This is a genomic window from Actinomyces sp. oral taxon 897 (assembly GCF_002999235.1).
Lineage (GTDB): Bacteria > Actinomycetota > Actinomycetes > Actinomycetales > Actinomycetaceae > Actinomyces.
Map to the genome: position 1 here is coordinate 247,822 of NZ_CP027236.1, position 19,881 is coordinate 267,702.

The window sequence follows — 19,881 nt, forward strand, 5'->3', positions numbered from 1 at the left end:
GCCCGCGCCGTGGGCCCCTCAGGAGTAGTACAGGGCCAGGCGGTGCCCGTCGAACTCGCGCACCGTTATGGCCTGGCCGTAGATCTGCTCCAGCACCGGGGTGGTCATAATCTGCGCGGGTGTGCCGTGGGCGGCCACCCGCCCGTGGCGCAGGGCCAGGATGGAGTCGGCCCACACGGAGGCGTAGTTGACGTCGTGCAGGACCAGGACCACGGTCCTGCCCAGCTCGTCGGCGGCCGCGCGCAGGCGGCGCATCATCTGCGTGGCGTGGGTCATGTCCAGGTTGTTGAGGGGCTCGTCCAGGAGGACGTAGGGCGTGTCCTGGGCCAGCACCATGGCCACGAAGGCCCGCTGACGCTGCCCCCCGCTCATCTGGTCCAGGCGGCGGGTGGCCAGGGCCTCCAGGTCCATCCACTCGATGGCCTTCTCCACCGCCCTGTGGTCCGCCTCGGTGGGCCGTCCCCCGTTGTGGGGGAACCGGCCGAAGGACACCAGGTCACGCACGGTCAGGCGGACCGTGAGCTGGTTGTCCTGGCGCAGCACGGCCATGGTGCGGGCGAGCTCGCGGGTGTCGGTGCGGCTGACGTCCAGGCCGCCGACCGTCACGGTCCCGGCGTCGGCCCCCAGCAGGCGGGCGATAATGGACAGCAGCGTGGACTTGCCCGCCCCGTTGGGGCCGATGAGGCAGGTGACGCCGCCCGCGGGCAGGTCCACGGTAATGTCGTCGAGGACCAGGGAGCTTCCGTAGGACTTGGAGACCTGGTCGATGGAGATCACGAGTGCCTTCCTTCCCGCACGAGGAGGGTAATGAGCAGGAGCCCCCCGAGGAGCTCGACAATGACGGACAGGACGGTGGACCACTTCAGGACGTGCTGGAGCACGGTCTGGCCCCCTACCAGGGTGAGGACCGCGCACAGGGCGGACGCGGGCAGGGTGACACCGTGGTGGTAGGTCCCCGCCAGGCGGTATCCCAGGTGGGCCACGAGCAGCCCCAGGAAGGTGATCGGGCCGACCATGGCGGTGGACACCGACACCAGGACCGCCGCCAGGACCAGGACGAGGCGCGTCTGGCGGTCCACGTCCACCCCCAGGGAGGCGGCCAGGGGGCGGCCCAGGAGCAGCACGTCCAGCACGTGCCGCCGGTGCCACAGGGCCAGGGAGGTCAGTGCCACCACGGCGCCGCCGGCCCACAGCAGGTCCGTGCTCACGTTGCTGAAGGAGGCGAAGAGCCGGGACTGGAGGATGAGGTACTCGTTGGGGTCCAGCAGGCGCTGGATGAAGACGACCACCGAGCGCAGGAGGGTGCCCAGGATGACGCCTGCCAGGACCAGGACGTGGATCTCCCGGCCGCTGCCCAGCAGCGTGCTGACGAGGAGCACGGAGACGACGACCATGACCAGGGTCGTCAGGGCGAACTGGGCCAGGGAGGGGATCCAGGCCAGGGCGGCACCACCCAGGACGAGCACCACGAGGGTCTGGACCATGGCGTACAGGGCGTCCAGCCCCATGATCGAGGGCGTCAGGATGCGGTTGCCGGTCACGGTCTGGAAGACGACGGTGGACACCGCCACGGCCCACCCCACGATCCCCAGGGCAGCCAGGGTCGGCAGGCGGAAGCGGAGCGTGAGGGAGGGGTTGGGGGAGCCCACCAGGAGGAAGGCGGCCACGGCGAGGGCCGCCAGGAGGGTCAGGAGCGCCAGGCGCACGGCGGGACGGGCGGTCATCGGGTGCTCCTGAGCAGCATGATGAGGAAGAGGAGGGAGCCGACCACACCCATGACGAGCCCCACGGAGATCTCGTAGGGGTGGTTGACCAGGCGCCCCAGGACGTCGCAGGCCAGGACCATGACGGCGCCGCCGACGGCCATCCACGGCAGGGAGCGGCGCAGGCTGTCCCCTGCCACCAGGGAGACCATATTGGGCACCACCAGGCCCAGGAAGGGCAGGGAGCCGACCACCACCACCGTGACCGCGCTGGTCAGGGAGACGATCACCATGCCCAGGGCCATTGTACGGTCGTAGGCCAGGCCCAGGCCCACGGCCCGGTCCCGCCCCAGCCCGGCCACGGTGAAGCGGTCCGCGGCGAACCAGGCCACCAGGGTCATGACCCCCACCCCCCACAGGAGCTCGTAGCGTCCGGCGACCTTGCCGGAGAGGTCGCCGCTGGTCCAGGCCCCCAGGGTCTGCATGAGGTCCAGGCGCCAGGCCACGAAGGTGGTAGCGGCCTCGACGACGCCGGCGAGCATAATGCCTACCAGGGGTACCAGGACGTCGTTGGGGCGGTGCACGGGCAGACGGCGCAGCAGCCACAGGAACAGGGCCGAGCCTACGGCGGCGCTCGCCGCCCCGGCACCCATCTTGGCGGTCATGCTGGCGGAGGGCGCCAGGACGGTCGCGGCCAGGATGCCGGCGGTGGCGAACTGCACGGTCCCGGTGGTGGAGGGGGCCACGAAGCGGTTGCGCACCAGCAGCTGCATGAGGGCCCCGGCGGTGGCCATGGCGGCCCCGGCCAGGGCGGCGGCGGCGGTGCGGGGGATCCGGGACTCGACCAGGAGCGTGGTGTCCTGGGGCCCCAGCCTGCCCAGGAGCAGCTTGACCGGGTTCAGGGTGACCACGCCGGTGACCAGGGACAGGCCCACCAGCACCACCAGGGCGACCAGGAGGCGGATCAGCACCTGGGAGTCCCCTCGGGAGGCGGTCCCTGCTACCGCGGGCTCCTGCCCCGGCGTCGCGGGCCGGGTGGGGGCGGACGGGGGGACGGGCCCCGGCCCGGGGGACGTGGCGGGCACGTCGTCCCGGGCCGGGGTGGCGGGCGAGGAGGTCATGCGCCGATGGCTTTGCCGACCTCGTCCACCATGGCGGGGGCGTTGTGGAGCCCGGCGCCGATGATGTACCAGCGCTGGCCGTCGAGGTAGGCCACCTGGTTCTTGGTCCAGGCGGTGGTGGCGGTGACCAGGTCGGTGTTGAGCACCTCCTTGGCGGCCTGGCCGCTGTCGCCGATGGCGGCGTCGCGGTCGACCACGAACAGCCAGTCGGGGTTGGCCTGGCTAATGAGCTCAAAGGAGATGGACTCCCCGTGGGTAGCGGCCTCGACGTCCTCGATGGCGGGGGCGATCCCCAGCTGGTCGTGGATAATGCCGAAGCGCGAGCCCTTGCCGAAGGCGGTGACCTTGCCGCCGGAGGTCATGAGGACCAGGCCCTTGCCGACGGTGGTGCCCTTGGCCTTGACACGCTCGACGTCCTTGTTGTAGGTCTCCAGGGCCTTGGCGGCGGCGTCGGCGGCCCCGAAGATCTTGCTCATGAGGTCGGTGGTGGTGGTGAGACGCTCCTCGAAGGAGGTGGAGCGGTCCCCGGGGATCAGGATGGTCTTGCCCTCGAAGGCGGCGGCCACGGAGTCGTAGGTCTTGGCCGAGCGTCCTCCCACGATGACCAGGTCGGGGTCCAGGGAGGCGATCTTCTCCTGGTCGGGCTCCTGGAGGTTGCCCACGACGGTGGCCTTGGAGTAGTGGTCGCCCAGGTCGGTGGGCAGGGTCTCGCCGTTGCGCACAATGCCCACGACGTGGTCGGCCACGCCCAGGGCCACCAGGGTGTCCATGGTGGTGATGTCCAGGACGACGACCTTGCTCGGGGCGGACTGGAAGGTCATCTCGCCCTTGCCGTGGGTCACGGTCACCGGGAAGGCGGGGGCGCCGGAGGAGGCGCCCTGCGAGGCGGACGTGGAGTCCGCGGCGCCGGAGGCGGTCTCCGGGGCGCCGGAGGCGGAGCTGTCGGACGGCTTGTCGGAGGAGCAGGCGGTCAGGATCCCGGCGGTACCGACGGCACCCAGTGAGAGGAGAGAACGGCGGGTAATCATAAGGCTCCTTCGAGCGTGACAGATGGTGTGGGGATACGGGCACCGCCTCGATCGGAGGCAGGACCACCATTTAGGCTAGCCTCGTCTAGCCATATTCTCTATCAGGACTTATGTCACAATCTGGGGGGCGTGAGGGGGCATGGCGATGTGATCGAATGTGCGCGAATCGTGTCTCGATCGCATAAGATGGTGCACATGTCTTCGACGACCGCAGGCTCTGCCCCCTCCGCCCCCCTACCTGTCACCAAGGCCGTTGTCCTCGCGCGCGGCCTGGGTACCCGTATGCGCGCCGCCTCCCCGTCCTCGGCGGGCGCCCCCGCCGTCACCGACGCCGCCGTCGAGGCCGGCGCCAAGGGCATGATCGACGTCGGACGCCCCTTCCTGGACTACGTCGTCTCCGCCCTGGCCGACGCCGGCATCACCCGGATCTGCCTGGTCATCGGCCCGGAGCACACCATGTTCCGGGAGCACTTCGACTCCCTGGCCGCCAGCGGCGAGCTGGCCCGTGTCACCGTCTCCTACGCCGTCCAGGCCGAGCCCCTGGGCACGGCCGACGCGGTCGCCGCCGCGAAGGACTTCGCCGCCGGCGACCGCGTGGTCGTCATTAACTCGGACAACTACTACCCGGTACAGGCCCTGCGCCAGCTCGTGGCCCTGCCCGGCGCCGGGCTCATCGGCTTTGACCGCCAGGCGCTGCTGGCGCGGTCCAACATCCCGCCCGACCGCATCGCGGCCTTCGCGGTCCTGGAGCAGGAGCGTGACGAGCAGGGGCGCCTCCTCATGCGTGACATCGTGGAGAAGCCCACCGCCGACCAGCTCGCGTCCCTGGGCCCCCAGGCCCCGCTGTCCATGAACGCCTGGCTGTTCACCCCCGGGATCTTCGCCGCCTGCCGGGACGTCACCCCCTCGGCGCGCGGGGAGTACGAGATCACCGACGCCGTCCGCCTGGACCGCTCCCGGGGCACCGAGTACCAGGTCGTGCCGGTGGCGGCGGGCGTGCTGGACCTGTCGCGCCGGGACGACATCGCCTCGGTGCGGGCCGCCCTGGAGGGCGTGGAGGTCTCGCTGTGACCCCGCTGCTGAGCACCCCGACCCCGGGGACGGCCGTCCCCCGCCTCCAGGGCGCCGACGCGGCCCCGGGCTCCCTCCAGGGACCCCTGAGCTCCCCCGCCACGGCCGTGACCTGGTTCGTCCCCGGACGCATTGAGGTCCTGGGCAAGCACACCGACTACGCCGGGGGCCGCTCCCTGCTGGCGGCCGCCTCCCACGGCATCACCTTCACCGGCCGCGTCATCGACCCGCCCGTGCTGCGGGTGACCAGCGAGGTCATCGGCCAGACCGTGGAGATCCCCTACGACGGGGACACCCGGGACTGGCAGGGCCACTGGGCCGGGTACCCGGCCGCCGTCTGCGCCCGGCTGCGCAAGAACTTCGGGGACGTCCTGCGCGGCGCCGAGGTCACGGTCTCCACGAACCTGCCCCTGGCCTCGGGCATGTCCTCCTCCTCGGCGATGATCGTGGGCCTGGCGCACGTCCTCATGGACCTCTCCGGCATCGAGTCCCTGCCCGTCTTCAGGCAGAACGTGCACACCACCGAGGAGCTCGCCCACTTCATGGCCTGTATCGAGAACGGGCAGACCTTCGGCACGCTGCCCGGGGAGCAGGGGGTGGGGACCTTCGGCGGCAGCGAGGACCACACGGGCATGATGTGCTGCCACGCCGGCAGGCTCAGCCAGTACTCCTTCTGCCCCACCCGCCTGGAGCGCGAGGTCCCCTTCCCTGAGGACCACTCCTTCGTCATCGCCGTCTCCGGGGTCCTGGCCGAGAAGAGCGGCCGTGCCCGGGACCTGTACAACCGCGCCTCCCTGTCCACCCGGGAGATCGTGGCGCTGTGGAACCAGGCCACCGGCCGCCAGGACGTCTACCTGGCCGACGCCGTGCGCTCCGGCACCGACGCCCCCGAGCGCATACGCCAAGTCGTGGCCGGTCACGACTACCTGCCCCAGCGGTTCGAGCAGTTCCTGACCGAGTCCGAGCAGATCGTCGGGCAGGCCGGGGACGCCCTGGCGGCCGGGGACATGGAGACCTTCGGCGAGCTGGTGGACCTGTCCCAGAAGTGGACGGACGAGGGCCTGGACAACCAGGTGCCGCAGACCCGCGCCCTGGCGCGCCTGGCCCGTCGGCAGGGGGCCGTGGCCGCCTCCGCCTTCGGTGCGGGGTTCGGGGGCTCGGTGTGGGCGCTGGTGCCCACCGCCGGGTCCCAGGCGTTCGCCGGGCGCTGGCTGAGCGCCTACGCCCGGGAGTTCCCCGAGACTGCGGCGCGGGCCGTCACGCTGGTCACCCGCCCCGGTGCCCCCGCCCGCCGTCTGGCCCTAGAGACGTGAGGAAGACGACAGCGTCGGTGTGAGCCGGTGGCTGGCCGCGTGCTGGTACGGGCGCCCGGCACGGGGCCGCGGCCGGGCTCCTGGCCCGGCGGGCCGGGCCCGGCCGGGCGTGCTCCGGTGGGGGCCGGGTGGTCCTGCCTCAGCGGGGACCTCCCGGCCCCGGTGCTGCCGGTCCCGGGAGCAGGGGCCGTGGCACGGGTGACGGCGTACGGGCCAGCGGCCGGGGCCGGTCCCGTTTCCACACTCGGCCGGAGCCTGGTACAGTGCTCCGCGGGCCCCGGTAGCTCAGTGGATAGAGCGTCTGCCTCCGGAGCAGAAGGTCGCAGGTTCGAATCCTGTCCGGGGCACCACACCACCCAAGGCCCCGTCACGGATGGCGGGGCCTTCCTCGTGCCCGCGCGCCGAGGGGCAGGGTGGACGCCCTGGGTATGAGGCCACGGCCCAGGGCCCGACCGTGACGTCGCACGCGGGCCGGGCGGTTCGGTGGGGTCACCCAACCGGACCCGTGGTGGTCTGCCTACCAGGTCAGGTGGTGGCCAGGTAGGCCTCGACGGCGTCGCGGATGACCGCGCTGGCGGTGGTGTTGTGTTCGCGGACGTAGGCGTCCAGGGCGTCAGGATCTCGCGTGGGGCCGTCCGCGGCCATCCGGTAGCCTGTGCCCGTGACCCCAGAAGAGCTTGCCGCAGCGATCCGCTCCGTCCTCGTCTCCGCCGTCGCCTCCGGGCAGATCGCCCTGGACGGGGAGATTCCCGTACCCCACGTGGAGCGACCCCGCAACCGCGACCACGGCGACTGGGCCACCAACGTCGCCATGCAGCTGGCCAAGAAGGCCGGGACCAGCCCGCGCGCCCTGGCCGGGGTCCTCGCCACCGGCCTGGAGGCCGTTGACGGCATCGCCTCGGTGGAGGTGGCCGGACCCGGGTTCCTCAACGTCCGCCTGGATGCGGCCAGCGCCGGCGAGCTGGCCCGCACCATTGTGGAGGCGGGGGAGGCCTACGGGCGCAACGAGACCCTGGCCAGCCAGCACGTCAACCTCGAGTACGTCTCGGCCAACCCCACCGGGCCGGTGCACCTGGGCGGGGCCCGGTGGGCCGCCGTCGGCGACTCCCTGGCCCGGATCCTGTCCGCCTGCGGGGCCGCCGTGACCCGCGAGTACTACTTCAACGACCACGGCACCCAGATCGACCGCTTCGCCGCCTCCCTGCTGGCCAGCGCCCGCGGCCAGGCCACCCCCGAGGACGGCTACGGCGGCGACTACATCGCCGAGACCGCCCAGGAGGTCACGGCCGGTGAGCTGGCCGCCGGGCGCCCCGACCCCGCCACCCTGCCCGAGGCCGAGGCCGTCGAGGTCTTCCGCGCCCGGGGCGTGGACCTCATGTTCGCCGCCGTCAAGGCCGAGCTGCACGCCTTCCGCTCCGACTTCGACGTCTTCTTCCACGAGGACTCCCTGCACACCTCCGGGGCCGTGGAGCGGGCCATTGACCGCCTGCGTGAGCGCGGCGTCATCTTCCAGGCCGACGGCGCCACCTGGCTGCGCACCACCGACTTCGGGGACGACAAGGACCGCGTCCTGATCAAGTCCGACGGCGAGGCCGCCTACTTCGCCGCCGACCTGGCCTACTACCTGGACAAGCGTGAGCGCGGCGCCGACTGCGCCGTCTACCTGCTGGGCGCGGACCACCACGGCTACGTCGGTCGCATGATGGCCATGTGCGCCGCCTTCGGGGACATCCCCGGCGTCAATATGCAGATCATTATCGGCCAGCTCGTCAACCTGGTACGTGACGGCGCCCCGGTACGCATGTCCAAGCGCGCCGGCACCATTGTCACCCTGGAGGACCTGGTGGACGCCGTGGGCGTGGACGCCGCCCGCTACGCCCTGGCCCGCTCCTCCATGGACTCCATGATCGACATCGACCTGGACCTGCTGGCCTCCACCTCCAACGACAACCCCGTCTACTACGTCCAGTACGCCCACGCCCGCACCCGCTCCGTGGCCCGTAACGCCGCCGAGCACGGGGTGAGCCGGGACCCCGAGCAGGCCGTCTTCGAGCCCGCCGCCCTGGACGACCCGGCCGATGCCGCCCTGCTGGGCGCCCTGGCCCAGTTCCCCGCCACCGTGGCCCAGGCCGCCGCCCTGCGCGAGCAGCACCGCCTGGCCCGCTACCTGGAGCAGCTGGCCGCCTCCTACCACGCCTGGTACGGGGTCACCCGCGTCACCCCGCGTGGCGACGACCCCGTGGGCCCCGGGCACGTGGCCCGCCTGTGGCTCAACGACGCCGTCGGGCAGGTCCTGGCCAACGGGCTGGGCCTGCTGGGCGTCAGCGCCCCGGAGAGGATGTGAGCGCCGTGACCGCCCCCGACTCCGCCAGCCGTGTCCCCGCCGGGGAGGCGCCCCTGGGCGCCCTGGTCTGCCCCGAGCCCTCCGAGCGCCCCGACCTGTGGCCCACGACGGTACGGCGTACCGCCTCCGGCGAGCTCGCCCTGGGGGGCCTGGGCGTCTCAACGCTCCTGGAGCAGGCCTCCACCCCCGTCTTCGTCCTGGACGAGGCCGACTTCCGGGGCCGCGCCGCCACCTGGAGCGCCGCCATGGCCGAGGAGTTCTGGGAGGGGTACGGCATGAGGGGCGGTGAGGCCTTCTACGCCGGCAAGGCCTTCCTGACCACCTCGGTGGCCCGGATGGTCCTTGAAGAGGGCATGGGCATTGACACCGCCTCGCGCGTCGAGCTGGCCGTGGGCCTCAAGGCCCTGGTGCAGGTCGACGGCCCGCAGGCCGCCACGGCGGCCCGGCGCCTGGGGCTGCACGGCAACGGCAAGACCGCCCAGGAGGTGGCCTCAGCCGTGCGCCACCGCGTGGGCCACCTGGTCATTGACTCCGCCGAGGAGGTCGGCCACGCCGTCGCCGCCGTGCGCCGGCTCAGGAGCAGCGGCGACCTCGGGGCGGGGGAGCGCGCCGGGGTCATGGTGCGTCTGACCACCGGCATCCACGCCGGGGGGCACGAGTACGTCGCCACCGCCCACGAGGACCAGAAGTTCGGCCTGTCGGTGGCCACCGGCGCCGCCCGCCGCGTCATTGACGCCGTCCTGGCCGCCGAGGAGCTCACCCTGACCGGCCTGCACTCCCACATCGGCTCCCAGATCATGGACCTGGCGGGCTTCCGCAAGGCGGTCGAGGTGGTGCTGCGCCTGCGTCACGAGGTCGCCGCGGAGGGCGGCTGCCTGTGCCCGGAGATCGACCTGGGCGGCGGCTACGGCATCGCCTACACCGGCGCCGACCCGGTGGCCCCCACGGCGGCCGAGGTGGCCCGCGCCCTGGCCGAGGCCGTGCGCACCACCTGCGCCGAGCTGGGCGACGAGCCCCCCCGCGTCTCGGTGGAGCCGGGCCGGTGCGTCGCGGGCCCCAGCCAGGTCACGTTCTACACCGTCACCGGGCTCAAGCGCGTCGAGCTGGGGGAGGGGACCTGCCGGCTCTACGTCAGTATCGACGGGGGCATGAGCGACAATATCCGCCCCGCCCTGTACGGGGCCGCCTACACCGCGCTGCTCGCCAGCCGCCGCCCCGACCCGGCAGCCGGCCTGGTGCGCTGCCGCGTGGTGGGCAAGCACTGCGAGTCCGGCGACGTCGTGGTACGGGACGTGGACCTGCCCGCCGACCTGGCCGTCGGCGATGTGCTGGCCGTACCCGCCACGGGGGCCTACGGGCGCTCCATGGCCTCCAACTACAACCTCTTCACCCGCCCCGGTGTGCGCTGGGTGCGCGAGGGGCGTTCCGGTTGGGTCCTGCGGCCCGAGACCGTGGAGGACCTGCTGGCCCTGGAGGGGTAGGGTTACCCTGCCGACCTCGGGGGTGACGTGTGCCGTCCCGGGAGCGGGCCGGAGGCCTCCGACGGGGCGGCCCTCCCCACCACAGGGCCGGCGGGGGTGGGTGAGACTCAGGGATGACCTCAGGGATCTCCCCTACTCCTTGAGGAGGAGACATCTCCGGGATGAAATCCTCCCTTTGGGGCTGTCAGGGGCGGGGCGGCCCTGGACATACTGGCGTCATGAGCGCCACACTGTCCTCCCTCGAGTCCACCATTGACCCCCGTACCGTCCGCGGCTGCCGTGAGCTCGCTCTTCAGCGCGCCATTGCCGAGGGCGTGGCCGCCGGCAGCGTCGTCGGCCTGGTTGCTACCGCCCTGGCGTTTGCCATCTTCCACGTCACCATCGGCATTGTCGCCCTGCCGGTGGGTATCGCCCTGTTCGTCACCGCCTACGTGTGGCCCCTGACCCGCGGCTCCCGGCCTCGTAGCGCCCGCCGCCACTGACCGCCCGGGGAGGGACGGCGCCGCGGGCTCGGCGCCACACTGCCGACGCCGCCCCTCCCCGGGCCCGCACCCCCGGGGACTCCCCGCACCTGCCGGGGAAGCACCCGGGTGAGGTGCAGATCGCACTGGTAGAATCCTCGCCATGGGTGTTACCGACCGGGAGTACCGCAAGGCCTTCTATCGTGCCGTCAACCTCCATCAGGGAGCTCACATGATGACCGAGGAGGAGCAGTTCGAGCGGTACTACGTGCCCGTCTACGCGCACGACGACGGCCCTGCCGGACCAGACCTGGTCAAGGAGATGGCGACGGCCATTGACTTCACTGTCGGGGGCTCGGTACAACTGCTGTCAGGCTACCGCGGAGCCGGTAAGACCACCGAGCTCATGCGCCTGCGACGCGACCTCGACCGTGACGCCTACGTCCCCGTGTACATGGATATTGAGGACTACCTCAATACGGAGCTCCCCCTCGACGGCGGTTCTCTTCTTATCGCGCTCGCGGCAGGTTTTGTCGACAACTGCGAGGAGGCTGCTGTCCCACGGCAGAGGCTCGTCGCGCGGATGAAGACCTTCCTTGACCGCCTTGACATCAGGGGGGAGGCTGATGCGGCGGCGTCGGCGGGTCCGGTCGGTCTCGACATTAAGGCCACCCTGCGCGACGACGAGAGCTTCCGGGCCCGGGTCGCCAAGGCCCTGGAGTCCAATCGGAAGGCATTCAAGAAGGAGATGCATACCTTCTTCCAGGGGGTGGTCGCGGCCATGCCCTCCGGGAAGACCCCTGTCTTTATTGTTGACTCTATTGACCACTATCGTGGGAGGGCGGCGGTCTTCAACGAGGTTCGCGACTCCGTCGAGTCGGTCTTCTCGACCTACTCCTCAGAGCTGGCGCTACCCGGTATGCACGTGATTTACACGGTCCCAATCTATGCTAAGCCCACAGGGTGGGAGGGGCAGATCTGGCCCGTCCTCAATGTCAAGGTTCAGGAGCGTAGTGGAGGTGACTGCCGGGAGGGGATGGACCTCCTGCGTCAGGTACTGGTCAGGCGTGCCCCGGATGGTGACCTGAAGCGGCTCCTGGGAGACCAGGCCGACCGGGTTATACGAGCCTCAGGCGGCTTGTTTCGCGAGCTCTTCCGTCTGGTGTCCGCGCTTCTGCTGAAGGACGGTGCGCTTCCGGTGAGCACGGGGGATATTGACCAGGTAGAGCGTCAGCAACGTTCATACGCGGCCGCGGGGCTCACGGAGGAGCAGTGGGACATTCTGCGAACAGTACGTCAGACCGGACAACTACGGGTGCCGCGTGAGCGAACCTCCGAGGCGTGGACGCTTCAGGCCCTTGGGTATGTCCTGTGCTATCGTAACGGGGTGGTTGACTGGTACGGCGTCCATCCTCTTCTGGACAAGCTCCTGGACGAGGCGTGATATGCCGTCTCAGGAATCTTCCGAGGCGGTCAGTGCTGACCAGGCCTGGTCGGACTTGCGTCACCACCTGGAGTGGACCAGGCACGAGCCTACGGTTGTGTTTATTGCCGCTCAGTCTCGGGACCAGTCTGATGACCTAAGGAATAGGACTGCCTTGTGGTGTCGTAGGAACCGTGAGCAGTGGACGCCACGTGAGGCAGAGGGATCTGCTGACTGGCTCCGACGCAAGCTGCCGATGCCGGGCGTCCTCTGGTTGGATCTCTGGGCGGAGGAGCGCTACCTCACGGAGAATCTCCACGTGCTCAACGAGCTGCGCATTCGCCTGTCCTGTCCGGGAGGCGGGTGCCTGGTCGTCTGCGGGCCGGTATCCCTGCTGAGGGAGACTGCTCGTGAGGCCGCGGACCTGTGGTCTGTGCGTTCCTTCGCACATATTGTGCGTACCGCGCTCCCGCCCCTTGTCTCCGCGCGTCCGGCAGTCGATAGTGCGAGCTGGCAGGAACTCGCGGGAGGTGAGAAGTACAGTCTTACCTGGCGTCTGACGGTCCCGGAGCAACTGCGTACTCCCGAAGCTAGTGCGGCACTGCAGGAGGTCAGTCGGTCCCGCTTCCTGCTGCCCGCGGATCCTGCGGGAGCCCGTCAAGTCCTGGATGATGCCAGGGTCGGAAAATCCCTGGTCCAGCGTATTGTCTTTGGTCTTACGCGAGCAGAGGTTTCTGGCTTGCTCGGTGACGGGGTTGGCGTCGAGGCAAACCTCGCCTCTGTCGTCTCCGTCCTACAAGAGCTTCCACGCGGCTTTCGTGCTGACGTGTCCGGTGTCGTGAGACAAATTGGGGAGGTCTTTGGCGCTTATAATGCAGCCGCTGAGGCTGCAAGAGATTCCCTGGGGGTTGCGCGTGAGTTGGTTGAGCTGCTGGGTACGCCGGAGTCGCGCCGCGACCTGTCCTTCTCATTGAACAATGTGGGGCGTGTGGCGGAGCTGCGTGGTGATCTCGGTGAGGCCGCCGACTGCTTCCAGGAGTCTCTGGGGGTTGCGCGTGAGTTGGTGGAGCTGCTGGGTACGCCGGAGTCGCGCCGCGACCTGTCCGTCTCATTGAACAATGTGGGGCGTGTGGCGGAGCTGCGTGGTGATCTCGGTGAGGCCGCCGACTGCTTCCAGGAGTCCTTGGGTGCGCGCCGTGAGTTGGTGGAGCTGCTGGGTACGCCGGAGTCGCGCCGCGACCTGTCCATCGCATTGGACAACGTGGGGAGTATGGCGCGGCGGTGTGGTGATCTCGGTGAGGCCGCCGACTGCTTCCAGGAGTCTCTGGGGGTTGCGCGTGAGTTGGTTGAGCTGCTGGGTACGCCGGAGTCGCGCCGCGACCTGTCCATCGCATTGGACAATGTGGGGCGTGTGGCGGAGCTGCGTGGTGATCTCGGTGAGGCCGCCGACTGCTTCCAGGAGTCTCTGGGGGTTGCGCGTGAGTTGGTGGAGCTGCTGGGTACGCCGGAGTCGCGCCGCGACCTGTCCGTGTCCTTGGACAATGTGGGGCGTGTGGCGGAGCTGCGTGGTGATCTCGGTGAGGCCGCCGACTGCTTCCAGGAGTCCTTGGGTGCGCGCCGTGAGTTGGTGGAGCTGCTGGGTACGCCGGAGTCGCGCCGCGACCTGTCCATCTCATTGAACAACGTGGGGAGTATGGCGGAGCTGCGTGGTGATCTCGGTGAGGCCGCCGACTGCTTCCAGGAGTCCTTGGGTGCGCGCCGTGAGTTGGTGGAGCTGCTGGGTACGCCGGAGTCGCGCCGCGACCTGTCCTTCTCATTGAACAATGTGGGGCGTGTGGCGGAGCTGCGTGGTGATCTCGGTGAGGCCGCCGACTGCTTCCAGGAGTCTCTGGGGGTTGCGCGTGAGTTGGTGGAGCTGCTGGGTACGCCGGAGTCGCGCCGCGACCTGTCCATCTCACTGAACAACGTGGGGCGTGTGGCGCAGTGGCGTGGTGATCTCGGTGAGGCCGCCGACTGCTTCCAGGAGTCCCTGGAGGTTGCGCGTGAGTTGGTGGAGCTGCTGGGTACGCCGGAGTCGCGCCGCGACCTGTCCGTATCCCTGAACAATGTGGGGCGTGTGGCGGAGCTGCGTGGTGATCTCGGTGAGGCCGCCGACTGCTTCCAGGAGTCCCTGGAGGTTGCGCGTGCGCTAGCGGACGAGCGGGGAACTCTTCAGGCTCTCAAGGATCTGCTGACAGTCTTGGCACACCGCTCCCGTATTGCCGATAAAGCAGGGGACACGGCAGTAGCCGGTCAGTTGACTGACGAGGCACGAAGACTCGATGCTGTCGTCACGGGCGGCTCCTGACCGTGCTCCGGCTGCGGTGGTTGCCAGCTCGGCCCCTTAAGTAGCCCGCCGGGCCTCGTCGGCGCCGTCGAGGGCGCCGCCCGTCCGGAAGCGGCACGAAGGCCCCCATGACGTCCCCAGAAGACGCATGTGCCGCCTCCCCCGGAGCGGCACGGCGGGCGCGGGTGGCCTGCTCGGCCTCCTCCAGGTGCTGCCTCCCTGAGGGGAGGCGCGGGCGAAGAGGCACCGCGAGCGGGCGCCCGCGTGGGCACGAGGCGGCGCACTGTGGTGTTGACCCCTATGCTGGGCCACGACGTCCTCGCCCTCCGGCGAACCCTCTCCTTCAAAGCAAGGTGGTCCCCCGTGACTGAGCAGCCCCAGCCGACACCCTCCCTGCCCAGTGGCCTACCCGTGCTGCGGGTCGGCGTCCTGGGCTCCGGCACCGTCGGCACCCAGGTGGTCCGGCTCCTCCTGGAGCAGGCCGACGACTTCGCCGCCCGCAGCGGCGCCCGCATGGAGATCACCGGCATCGCGGTGCGCGACCTGGGCGCCCCCCGTGACAGCGCCGTCCCCCGGGCCCTCCTGACCGACGACGCCACCGCCGTGGCCACCGGCAATGACATCGTCATTGAGCTCATTGGGGGCATTGAACCCGCCCGCACCCTCATCCTGGCCGCCTTCAGGTCCGGCGCCAGCGTCATTACCGGCAACAAGGCCCTTATTGCCGCCCACGGCCCCGAGCTCTACGACGCCGCGGCCGCCGCCGGCACCGACTTCTACTACGAGGCCGCCGTCGCCGGTGCCATCCCCGTGGTCTACGCCCTGCGCGAGTCCATGGCCGGGGACCGGGTCACCAGCGTGCTGGGGATTGTCAACGGCACCACCAACTACATCCTGGACGAGATGAGCACCAAGGGGCTGTCCTTTGAGCAGGCCCTGGCCACCGCCCAGGAGCTGGGCTACGCCGAGGCCGACCCCACCGCCGACGTCGACGGCCTGGACGCCGCCGCCAAGGCCGCCATTATCGCCTCCCTGGCCTTCCACACCCGGGTGGGTCTGTCCGACGTCCAGGTCGAGGGCATCCGCGGCGTTACCGCCGACGACATCCGCGAGGCCCACGCCTCGGGATGCGAGATCAAGCTCCTGGCTGTCGCCCAGTACCGTGACGACTCCCACGCCCGGGGCGTGTCCGTGCGCGTCCACCCCTCACTGGTGCCTGCCGACAACCCCCTGGCCTCCGTCCACGGAGCCTTTAACGCCGTCCTCATTGAGGCCGAGGCCGCCGGACGCCTCATGTTCTACGGGCAGGGCGCAGGCGGGGCGCCCACCGCCTCCGCCGTCCTGTCCGACGTCGTGGCGGCCGCCGCCCACCGCGTCCACGGTGGCCAGGCCCCTCGCGAGTCCAGCTACGCCGACCTGCCGGTCCTGGGACCCGAGTCCGCCATCACCCGCTACCAGGTCCAGCTGCGCGTGGACGACCAGCCCGGGTCCCTGGCCGCGCTCGCAGGTGTGTTCGCTGGCAACGGAGTGTCCATTGACTCGGTGCGCCAGAGCGCCTACGTCGGTGGACACGACGCCATTGTGACGATAGTCACTCATCCTGCCAGTGTCTTCCACCTGGACGCCGCCGTGGACGGCCTGCGCCGGGAGGACCGGGTGCTTGAGGTCGTCTCCGTCCAGCGCGTCGAGGGGCAGTGACCATGCGCCTGTCCGCTGAGCGTGCCGCCGTGCGGGTCCCCGCGACGACGGCCAACATGGGTCCCGGGTTCGACTCCTTCGGCATGGCCTTCCGCTACTACGACGAGGTCGAGGTTCGCCCCGTCGTGGGCGCCACCCACGTGGACGTCAAGGGGGTGGGGGCCGGCATGGTCCCCACCGACGACACCAACCTGGTGGTCCGGGCCCTGCGCGTGGGCCTGGAGGTGGCCGACGCCCCCCAGGCGGGCTTTGAGATGCGCTGCGTCAACCGCATCCCCCACAGCGCCGGCATGGGCTCCTCGGCCAGTGCCGCCCTGGCCGGCCTCCTGCTGGCCCGGGGCCTGATCAGCGAGCCGCAGGCCCTGGACGACGACACCGTCTTCGCCCTGGCCACCGACTTCGAGGGGCACCCCGACAACGTGGCCCCCGCCCTGTACGGCGGGGCCACGGTGGCCTGGGTCGACGCCGAGGGGGCGCCCCACGCCGCCCCCATGCCGGTGGACTCCCACCTGCCCGTGAGCCTGCTCGTGCCGCCGGACACCACGCGCCTGTCCACCGAGGAGGCCCGCATGGTCCTGCCCGACCTCGTCCCGCGCGCCGACGCCCTGTTCAACACCTCCCGGGCCGCCGTCCTCATGCTGGCCCTGGCCTCCCGCCCCGACCTGCTCATGGCAGGCACCGAGGACCGCCTCCACCAGGAGTACCGACGCGGCGTCCTGCCCGCCTCCATGGCGGTGGTGGACTCCCTGCGCTCCCAGGGCTACCCGGCGGTCGTCTCCGGAGCCGGTCCTACCGTGCTGGTGCTGGCCACGCTCAGCGACCAGGTGTGCTTCTCCCTGGAGCGCAGCGGCTGGCTGGTGCTGTCGCCCAGCATTGACATGACCGGCGCCGTCCTGGTCTAAGCCGACGGCGGGCGGACCGGCCCGCCGACCCGCTCAGTACCAGATCCGGCCGTCGTGCACCGTCCGGTCCGGGAGGTTCTCCTTCATCTTCCCGGTAAGTCCCCCGGACAGGAGCTGGCGGCGGCCGATCGTGTAAACCCCTGTATTGGGGTGGCCTCCTCCAGCGCGGCACGGGCCCACGGGGGCCGGGATCCCCGGAAGCGACGGGACCCTCGCGCACGGAGGACAGCGCCTGTTGCGTCGCTTCGAGGACCACGTAGTCGATTACGAGGTCGATTATTGGTATCCCTGGTGCTGGTAGGTAGTTGTGGCAGATAATATTCTATTATTCTACAGGCGCCCGGGCGGCAAAGCCCGGTACCCGGGACCTGTCGCCGACCGCGCCCGCGGTTCCGCGGGTTAGGGGAGACGGAGGTAGCCGCCTCCTGCCAGCAGGATTCCTCACCGTCCGGGCAGCCGTCGTAGGCGCGTATTAGTGAGGAAGGTCCGTACGGGCTGGGACTCACGTCCTCGCCGAGGCTGCTATTGTGGACCCCGACGACGCCTGCGGACCGAACCGCCGTCAGCACCAGGTCTGGCCACGAGCCGTTGATCCTCAGGGTGCGTGACTCCCCGTGAGACCTGCTCCGGGCAGTCCGTCGTCGATCCTTCCGCCAACGCCGTCCCGGCGTTCACCACATCGTAAGGACACTCGTGACCGAGACCTCTGCCGCCCTGTCCACCATGCGCCTGGCTGAGCTCCAGCAGCTCGCCGGCTCCATGGGCCTCAAGGGCATCTCCCGTATGCGTAAGAGCGAGCTCGTCGCCGCTATCCGTGATAACGGCTCCGCTGACGGCACCGCCGCCGGAGCCCCTGACCAGGCCCCGCAGTCCGCCCAGAGCGCGGCGGAGCCGACGGGCGAGGACGCTCCTGCCGAGCAGCCCGACGCCGTCGCCTCCACCGCCACCTTCCCCCTGGACCTTCCCGAGCCCGTGGAGCGTGCCGCCTACCAGGACCGACCGCGCCGTCGCCGCGCCGTCGCCGCCGCGGGCACGCCCCACCTGACGGAGCGTGAGGCCACCCCCGCCGAGGCCGACCTGCCTCGGCGCGACGAGGAGGACACCCCGACCGAGGGAGTAGAGCGCACCGAGGAGCGCCGTCCCCGCCGTCCCCGTCTGGAGCGTGGCGAGGGAGGACGCCGACGCCGTCGGGCGGGGACCGACCGCCCTGAACGCGGTGACCAGCGCTTTGAGGGGCGCGAGGACCGTTTTGCCGACACCTCCGAGGACCACCTCGACGCCAAGGCGGCCCTCATGCGCGACCTCGCCGACGCCACCGGCACCCCCGCCATCGAGCCCGCCGAGCGCAGCCGGGGCACCTTTGAGCGGGAGAACGAGGGCTACGACGAGGACGGCCGGGGACGCCGCCGCCGGGGCCGCAAGCGTGGCCGGGAGCGCTACGAGGACGAGGGCCCCGGTCGCCAGGACCGCGGGGACCGCGGTGGGCGCACCAGCCAGCGTGAGGAGGAGGTCCTGCTGCCCGTGGCCGGCATCCTGGACGCCTCCGACCCCAACCACGCCTACCTGCGTACCTCCGGCTACCTGCCCGGCCCCAAGGACGTCTACGTCACCGCCGCACAGGTCAAGGACAACGGCCTGCGTCCCGGTGACGCCATTACCGGCTGGGTCCGCGAGGGCGGCGAGTCCTCCCACTCTCACATGGGGGGCCAGGGCCGGGCCAACCGCCGCCAGAACCGGGCCGGGCGCGTGAAGTACAACCCGCTGGTCAGCGTCGAGACCGTCAACGGCATGGATCCTGAGCGGGCCCGGCGTCGTCCCGAGTTCGTCAAGCTCACCCCCCTGTACCCCCAGGAGCAGCTGCGCCTGGAGACCACGCCCAAGGCCCTGACCCCCCGCGTCATCGACCTGGTCTCACCCATTGGCAAGGGCCAGCGCGGCCTCATTGTCTCCCCGCCGCGCGTGGGCAAGACGATCGTGCTCCAGCAGATCGCCAACGCCATCGCCATTAACAACCCCGAGGCCCACCTCATGGTCGTGCTCGTCGACGAGCGCCCCGAGGAGGTCACCGACATGCAGCGCACCGTCAAGGGCGAGGTCATTGCCTCCACCTTCGACCGGCCCGCCTCCGACCACACCATTGTGGCCGAGCTCGCCATTGAGCGGGCCAAGCGCCTGGTGGAGCTGGGGCAGGACGTCGTGGTGCTGCTGGACTCCATCACCCGGCTCGGGCGCGCCTACAACCTGGCCGCCCCGGCCAGCGGCCGCATCCTGTCCGGTGGCGTGGACGCCTCGGCCCTCTACCCGCCCAAGCGGTTCTTCGGCGCCGCCCGCAACGTGGAGAACGGGGGGAGCCTGACCATTCTGGCCACCGCCCTGGTGGAGACCGGCTCCAAGATGGACGAGGTCATCTTCGAGGAGTTCAAGGGCACCGGCAACATGGAGCTGCGTCTGAGCCGTCAGCTGGCGGACAAGCGCATCTTCCCGGCCGTGGACGTGGCCGCCTCCGGCACCCGCCGCGAGGAGCTGCTCATCGACCCCGCCCAGCTCAAGATCATGTGGCGCCTGCGCCGCCTCTTCGCCGGCATGGAGCAGCAGCAGGCCATCGAGATGGTCCTGGGCCGCCTGAAGGACACCGGCTCCAACGCGGAGTTCCTCATGAGCCTGGCCAAGTCCGCCCCCATGCAGCAGGCCGACGCCGAGGAGTAGTACCCCCTGAGGGATCGGGTCCGGGCGTGTCAGGGGCCCGGGGACCTGCGGTGGCGCCGTCCCGAGGACGACGCCACCGCAGGTGTAAACGACCTGGTGGGGCACGTTATGACACACGTGTGTACCGCCTGTGAGACACCTGTGTGAGAAGGGGTTTCCGTCCGAGGTCAATGTGACAAAAACTACAGGCGACTAGGCCTTAGGTCACGGAAATATATACAGGTTTTTGTCCTTGTGGACCCCGACGGCGCCTTGGTGTCATGGAGGGGCAGACACCTCGAGTCTGCTCCCAACCCCAGAACAA

At 70.4% G+C, this 19,881-nt stretch carries 15 protein-coding genes and 1 tRNA gene; 11 read left to right on the plus strand and 5 right to left on the minus strand.

What is annotated here, in order from left to right; all coding sequences use genetic code 11:
- Nucleotides 1-18: 18 nt before the first annotated feature.
- Genes C3V41_RS01035 through C3V41_RS01050 form a run of 4 tightly spaced genes read right to left on the minus strand, consistent with a single transcriptional unit; the run spans nucleotide 19 to nucleotide 3,852 of the window.
- Nucleotides 19-777, minus strand: a complete 759-nt coding sequence (locus C3V41_RS01035; protein ID WP_106108729.1) for an iron ABC transporter ATP-binding protein — start codon at nucleotides 775-777, stop codon at nucleotides 19-21.
- A complete protein-coding gene (locus tag C3V41_RS01040; protein ID WP_106108730.1) occupies nucleotides 774-1,724 on the minus strand; it encodes an iron chelate uptake ABC transporter family permease subunit in 951 nt (316 codons plus the stop codon). Before C3V41_RS01040 ends, C3V41_RS01035 begins: the two co-directional genes overlap by 4 nt.
- The gene (locus C3V41_RS01045) at nucleotides 1,721-2,824 is read right to left on the minus strand and encodes an ABC transporter permease (RefSeq protein WP_129591440.1); all 1,104 of its coding nucleotides are present in this window, start codon (nucleotides 2,822-2,824) and stop codon (nucleotides 1,721-1,723) included. The genes C3V41_RS01040 and C3V41_RS01045 overlap by 4 nt, the downstream gene beginning before the upstream one ends.
- A complete protein-coding gene (locus C3V41_RS01050; RefSeq protein WP_129591441.1) occupies nucleotides 2,821-3,852 on the minus strand; it encodes a siderophore ABC transporter substrate-binding protein in 1,032 nt (343 codons plus the stop codon). Before C3V41_RS01050 ends, C3V41_RS01045 begins: the two co-directional genes overlap by 4 nt.
- Nucleotides 3,853-4,047: 195 nt before the next feature.
- On the opposite strand from C3V41_RS01050, the gene C3V41_RS01060 reads away from it, so the two are divergent.
- The 3 genes from C3V41_RS01060 to C3V41_RS01070 all read left to right on the plus strand — a co-directional run bounded on the left by C3V41_RS01060 (nucleotide 4,048) and on the right by C3V41_RS01070 (nucleotide 6,586).
- A complete protein-coding gene (locus C3V41_RS01060) occupies nucleotides 4,048-4,923 on the plus strand; it encodes a sugar phosphate nucleotidyltransferase (protein WP_106110576.1) in 876 nt (291 codons plus the stop codon).
- A complete protein-coding gene (locus C3V41_RS01065) occupies nucleotides 4,920-6,236 on the plus strand; it encodes a galactokinase family protein (RefSeq protein ID WP_246742052.1) in 1,317 nt (438 codons plus the stop codon). Before C3V41_RS01060 ends, C3V41_RS01065 begins: the two co-directional genes overlap by 4 nt.
- A gap of 274 nt (nucleotides 6,237-6,510) precedes the next feature.
- Nucleotides 6,511-6,586: transfer RNA gene (locus C3V41_RS01070), tRNA-Arg, on the plus strand.
- Nucleotides 6,587-6,761: 175 nt separating this feature from the next.
- Here C3V41_RS01070 and C3V41_RS01075 read toward each other — a convergent pair.
- Nucleotides 6,762-6,881: a ribbon-helix-helix domain-containing protein gene (locus tag C3V41_RS01075; RefSeq protein ID WP_254423632.1), complete on the minus strand. Its 120-nt coding sequence runs from the start codon at nucleotides 6,879-6,881 to the stop codon at nucleotides 6,762-6,764.
- A 16-nt stretch (nucleotides 6,882-6,897) separates the two neighbouring features.
- Between C3V41_RS01075 and argS the strand changes: the two genes are divergently transcribed.
- The 8 genes from argS (at nucleotide 6,898) to rho (ending at nucleotide 19,577) form a co-directional block, all read left to right on the plus strand.
- Entirely contained in the window at nucleotides 6,898-8,580 is a 1,683-nt protein-coding gene (gene argS, locus C3V41_RS01080; protein WP_106110578.1) for an arginine--tRNA ligase, read from the plus strand.
- A gap of 5 nt (nucleotides 8,581-8,585) precedes the next feature.
- Complete coding sequence (gene lysA, locus C3V41_RS01085; RefSeq protein WP_106110579.1) at nucleotides 8,586-10,061, plus strand: diaminopimelate decarboxylase; 1,476 nt, start codon at nucleotides 8,586-8,588, stop codon at nucleotides 10,059-10,061.
- Between the two features lie 218 nt (nucleotides 10,062-10,279).
- The gene (locus tag C3V41_RS01090) at nucleotides 10,280-10,543 is read left to right on the plus strand and encodes a hypothetical protein (protein WP_106108732.1); all 264 of its coding nucleotides are present in this window, start codon (nucleotides 10,280-10,282) and stop codon (nucleotides 10,541-10,543) included.
- A gap of 142 nt (nucleotides 10,544-10,685) precedes the next feature.
- Nucleotides 10,686-11,966 (plus strand): hypothetical protein, encoded by a 1,281-nt coding sequence (locus C3V41_RS01095; protein WP_129591442.1) that lies wholly within the window; start codon nucleotides 10,686-10,688, stop codon nucleotides 11,964-11,966.
- Nucleotides 11,967-12,864: 898 nt separating this feature from the next.
- Nucleotides 12,865-14,292: a tetratricopeptide repeat protein gene (locus tag C3V41_RS12990; protein WP_165271557.1), complete on the plus strand. Its 1,428-nt coding sequence runs from the start codon at nucleotides 12,865-12,867 to the stop codon at nucleotides 14,290-14,292.
- Nucleotides 14,293-14,664: 372 nt separating this feature from the next.
- Nucleotides 14,665-15,969, plus strand: coding sequence for a homoserine dehydrogenase (locus C3V41_RS01105; RefSeq protein WP_246742288.1), 1,305 nt, complete (start codon nucleotides 14,665-14,667; stop codon nucleotides 15,967-15,969).
- Nucleotides 15,970-15,971: 2 nt separating this feature from the next.
- Entirely contained in the window at nucleotides 15,972-16,871 is a 900-nt protein-coding gene (thrB, locus tag C3V41_RS01110) for a homoserine kinase (protein WP_106108736.1), read from the plus strand.
- A 723-nt stretch (nucleotides 16,872-17,594) separates the two neighbouring features.
- Nucleotides 17,595-19,577: a transcription termination factor Rho gene (gene rho / locus C3V41_RS01115; protein ID WP_441299731.1), complete on the plus strand. Its 1,983-nt coding sequence runs from the start codon at nucleotides 17,595-17,597 to the stop codon at nucleotides 19,575-19,577.
- Nucleotides 19,578-19,881: the final 304 nt, after the last annotated feature.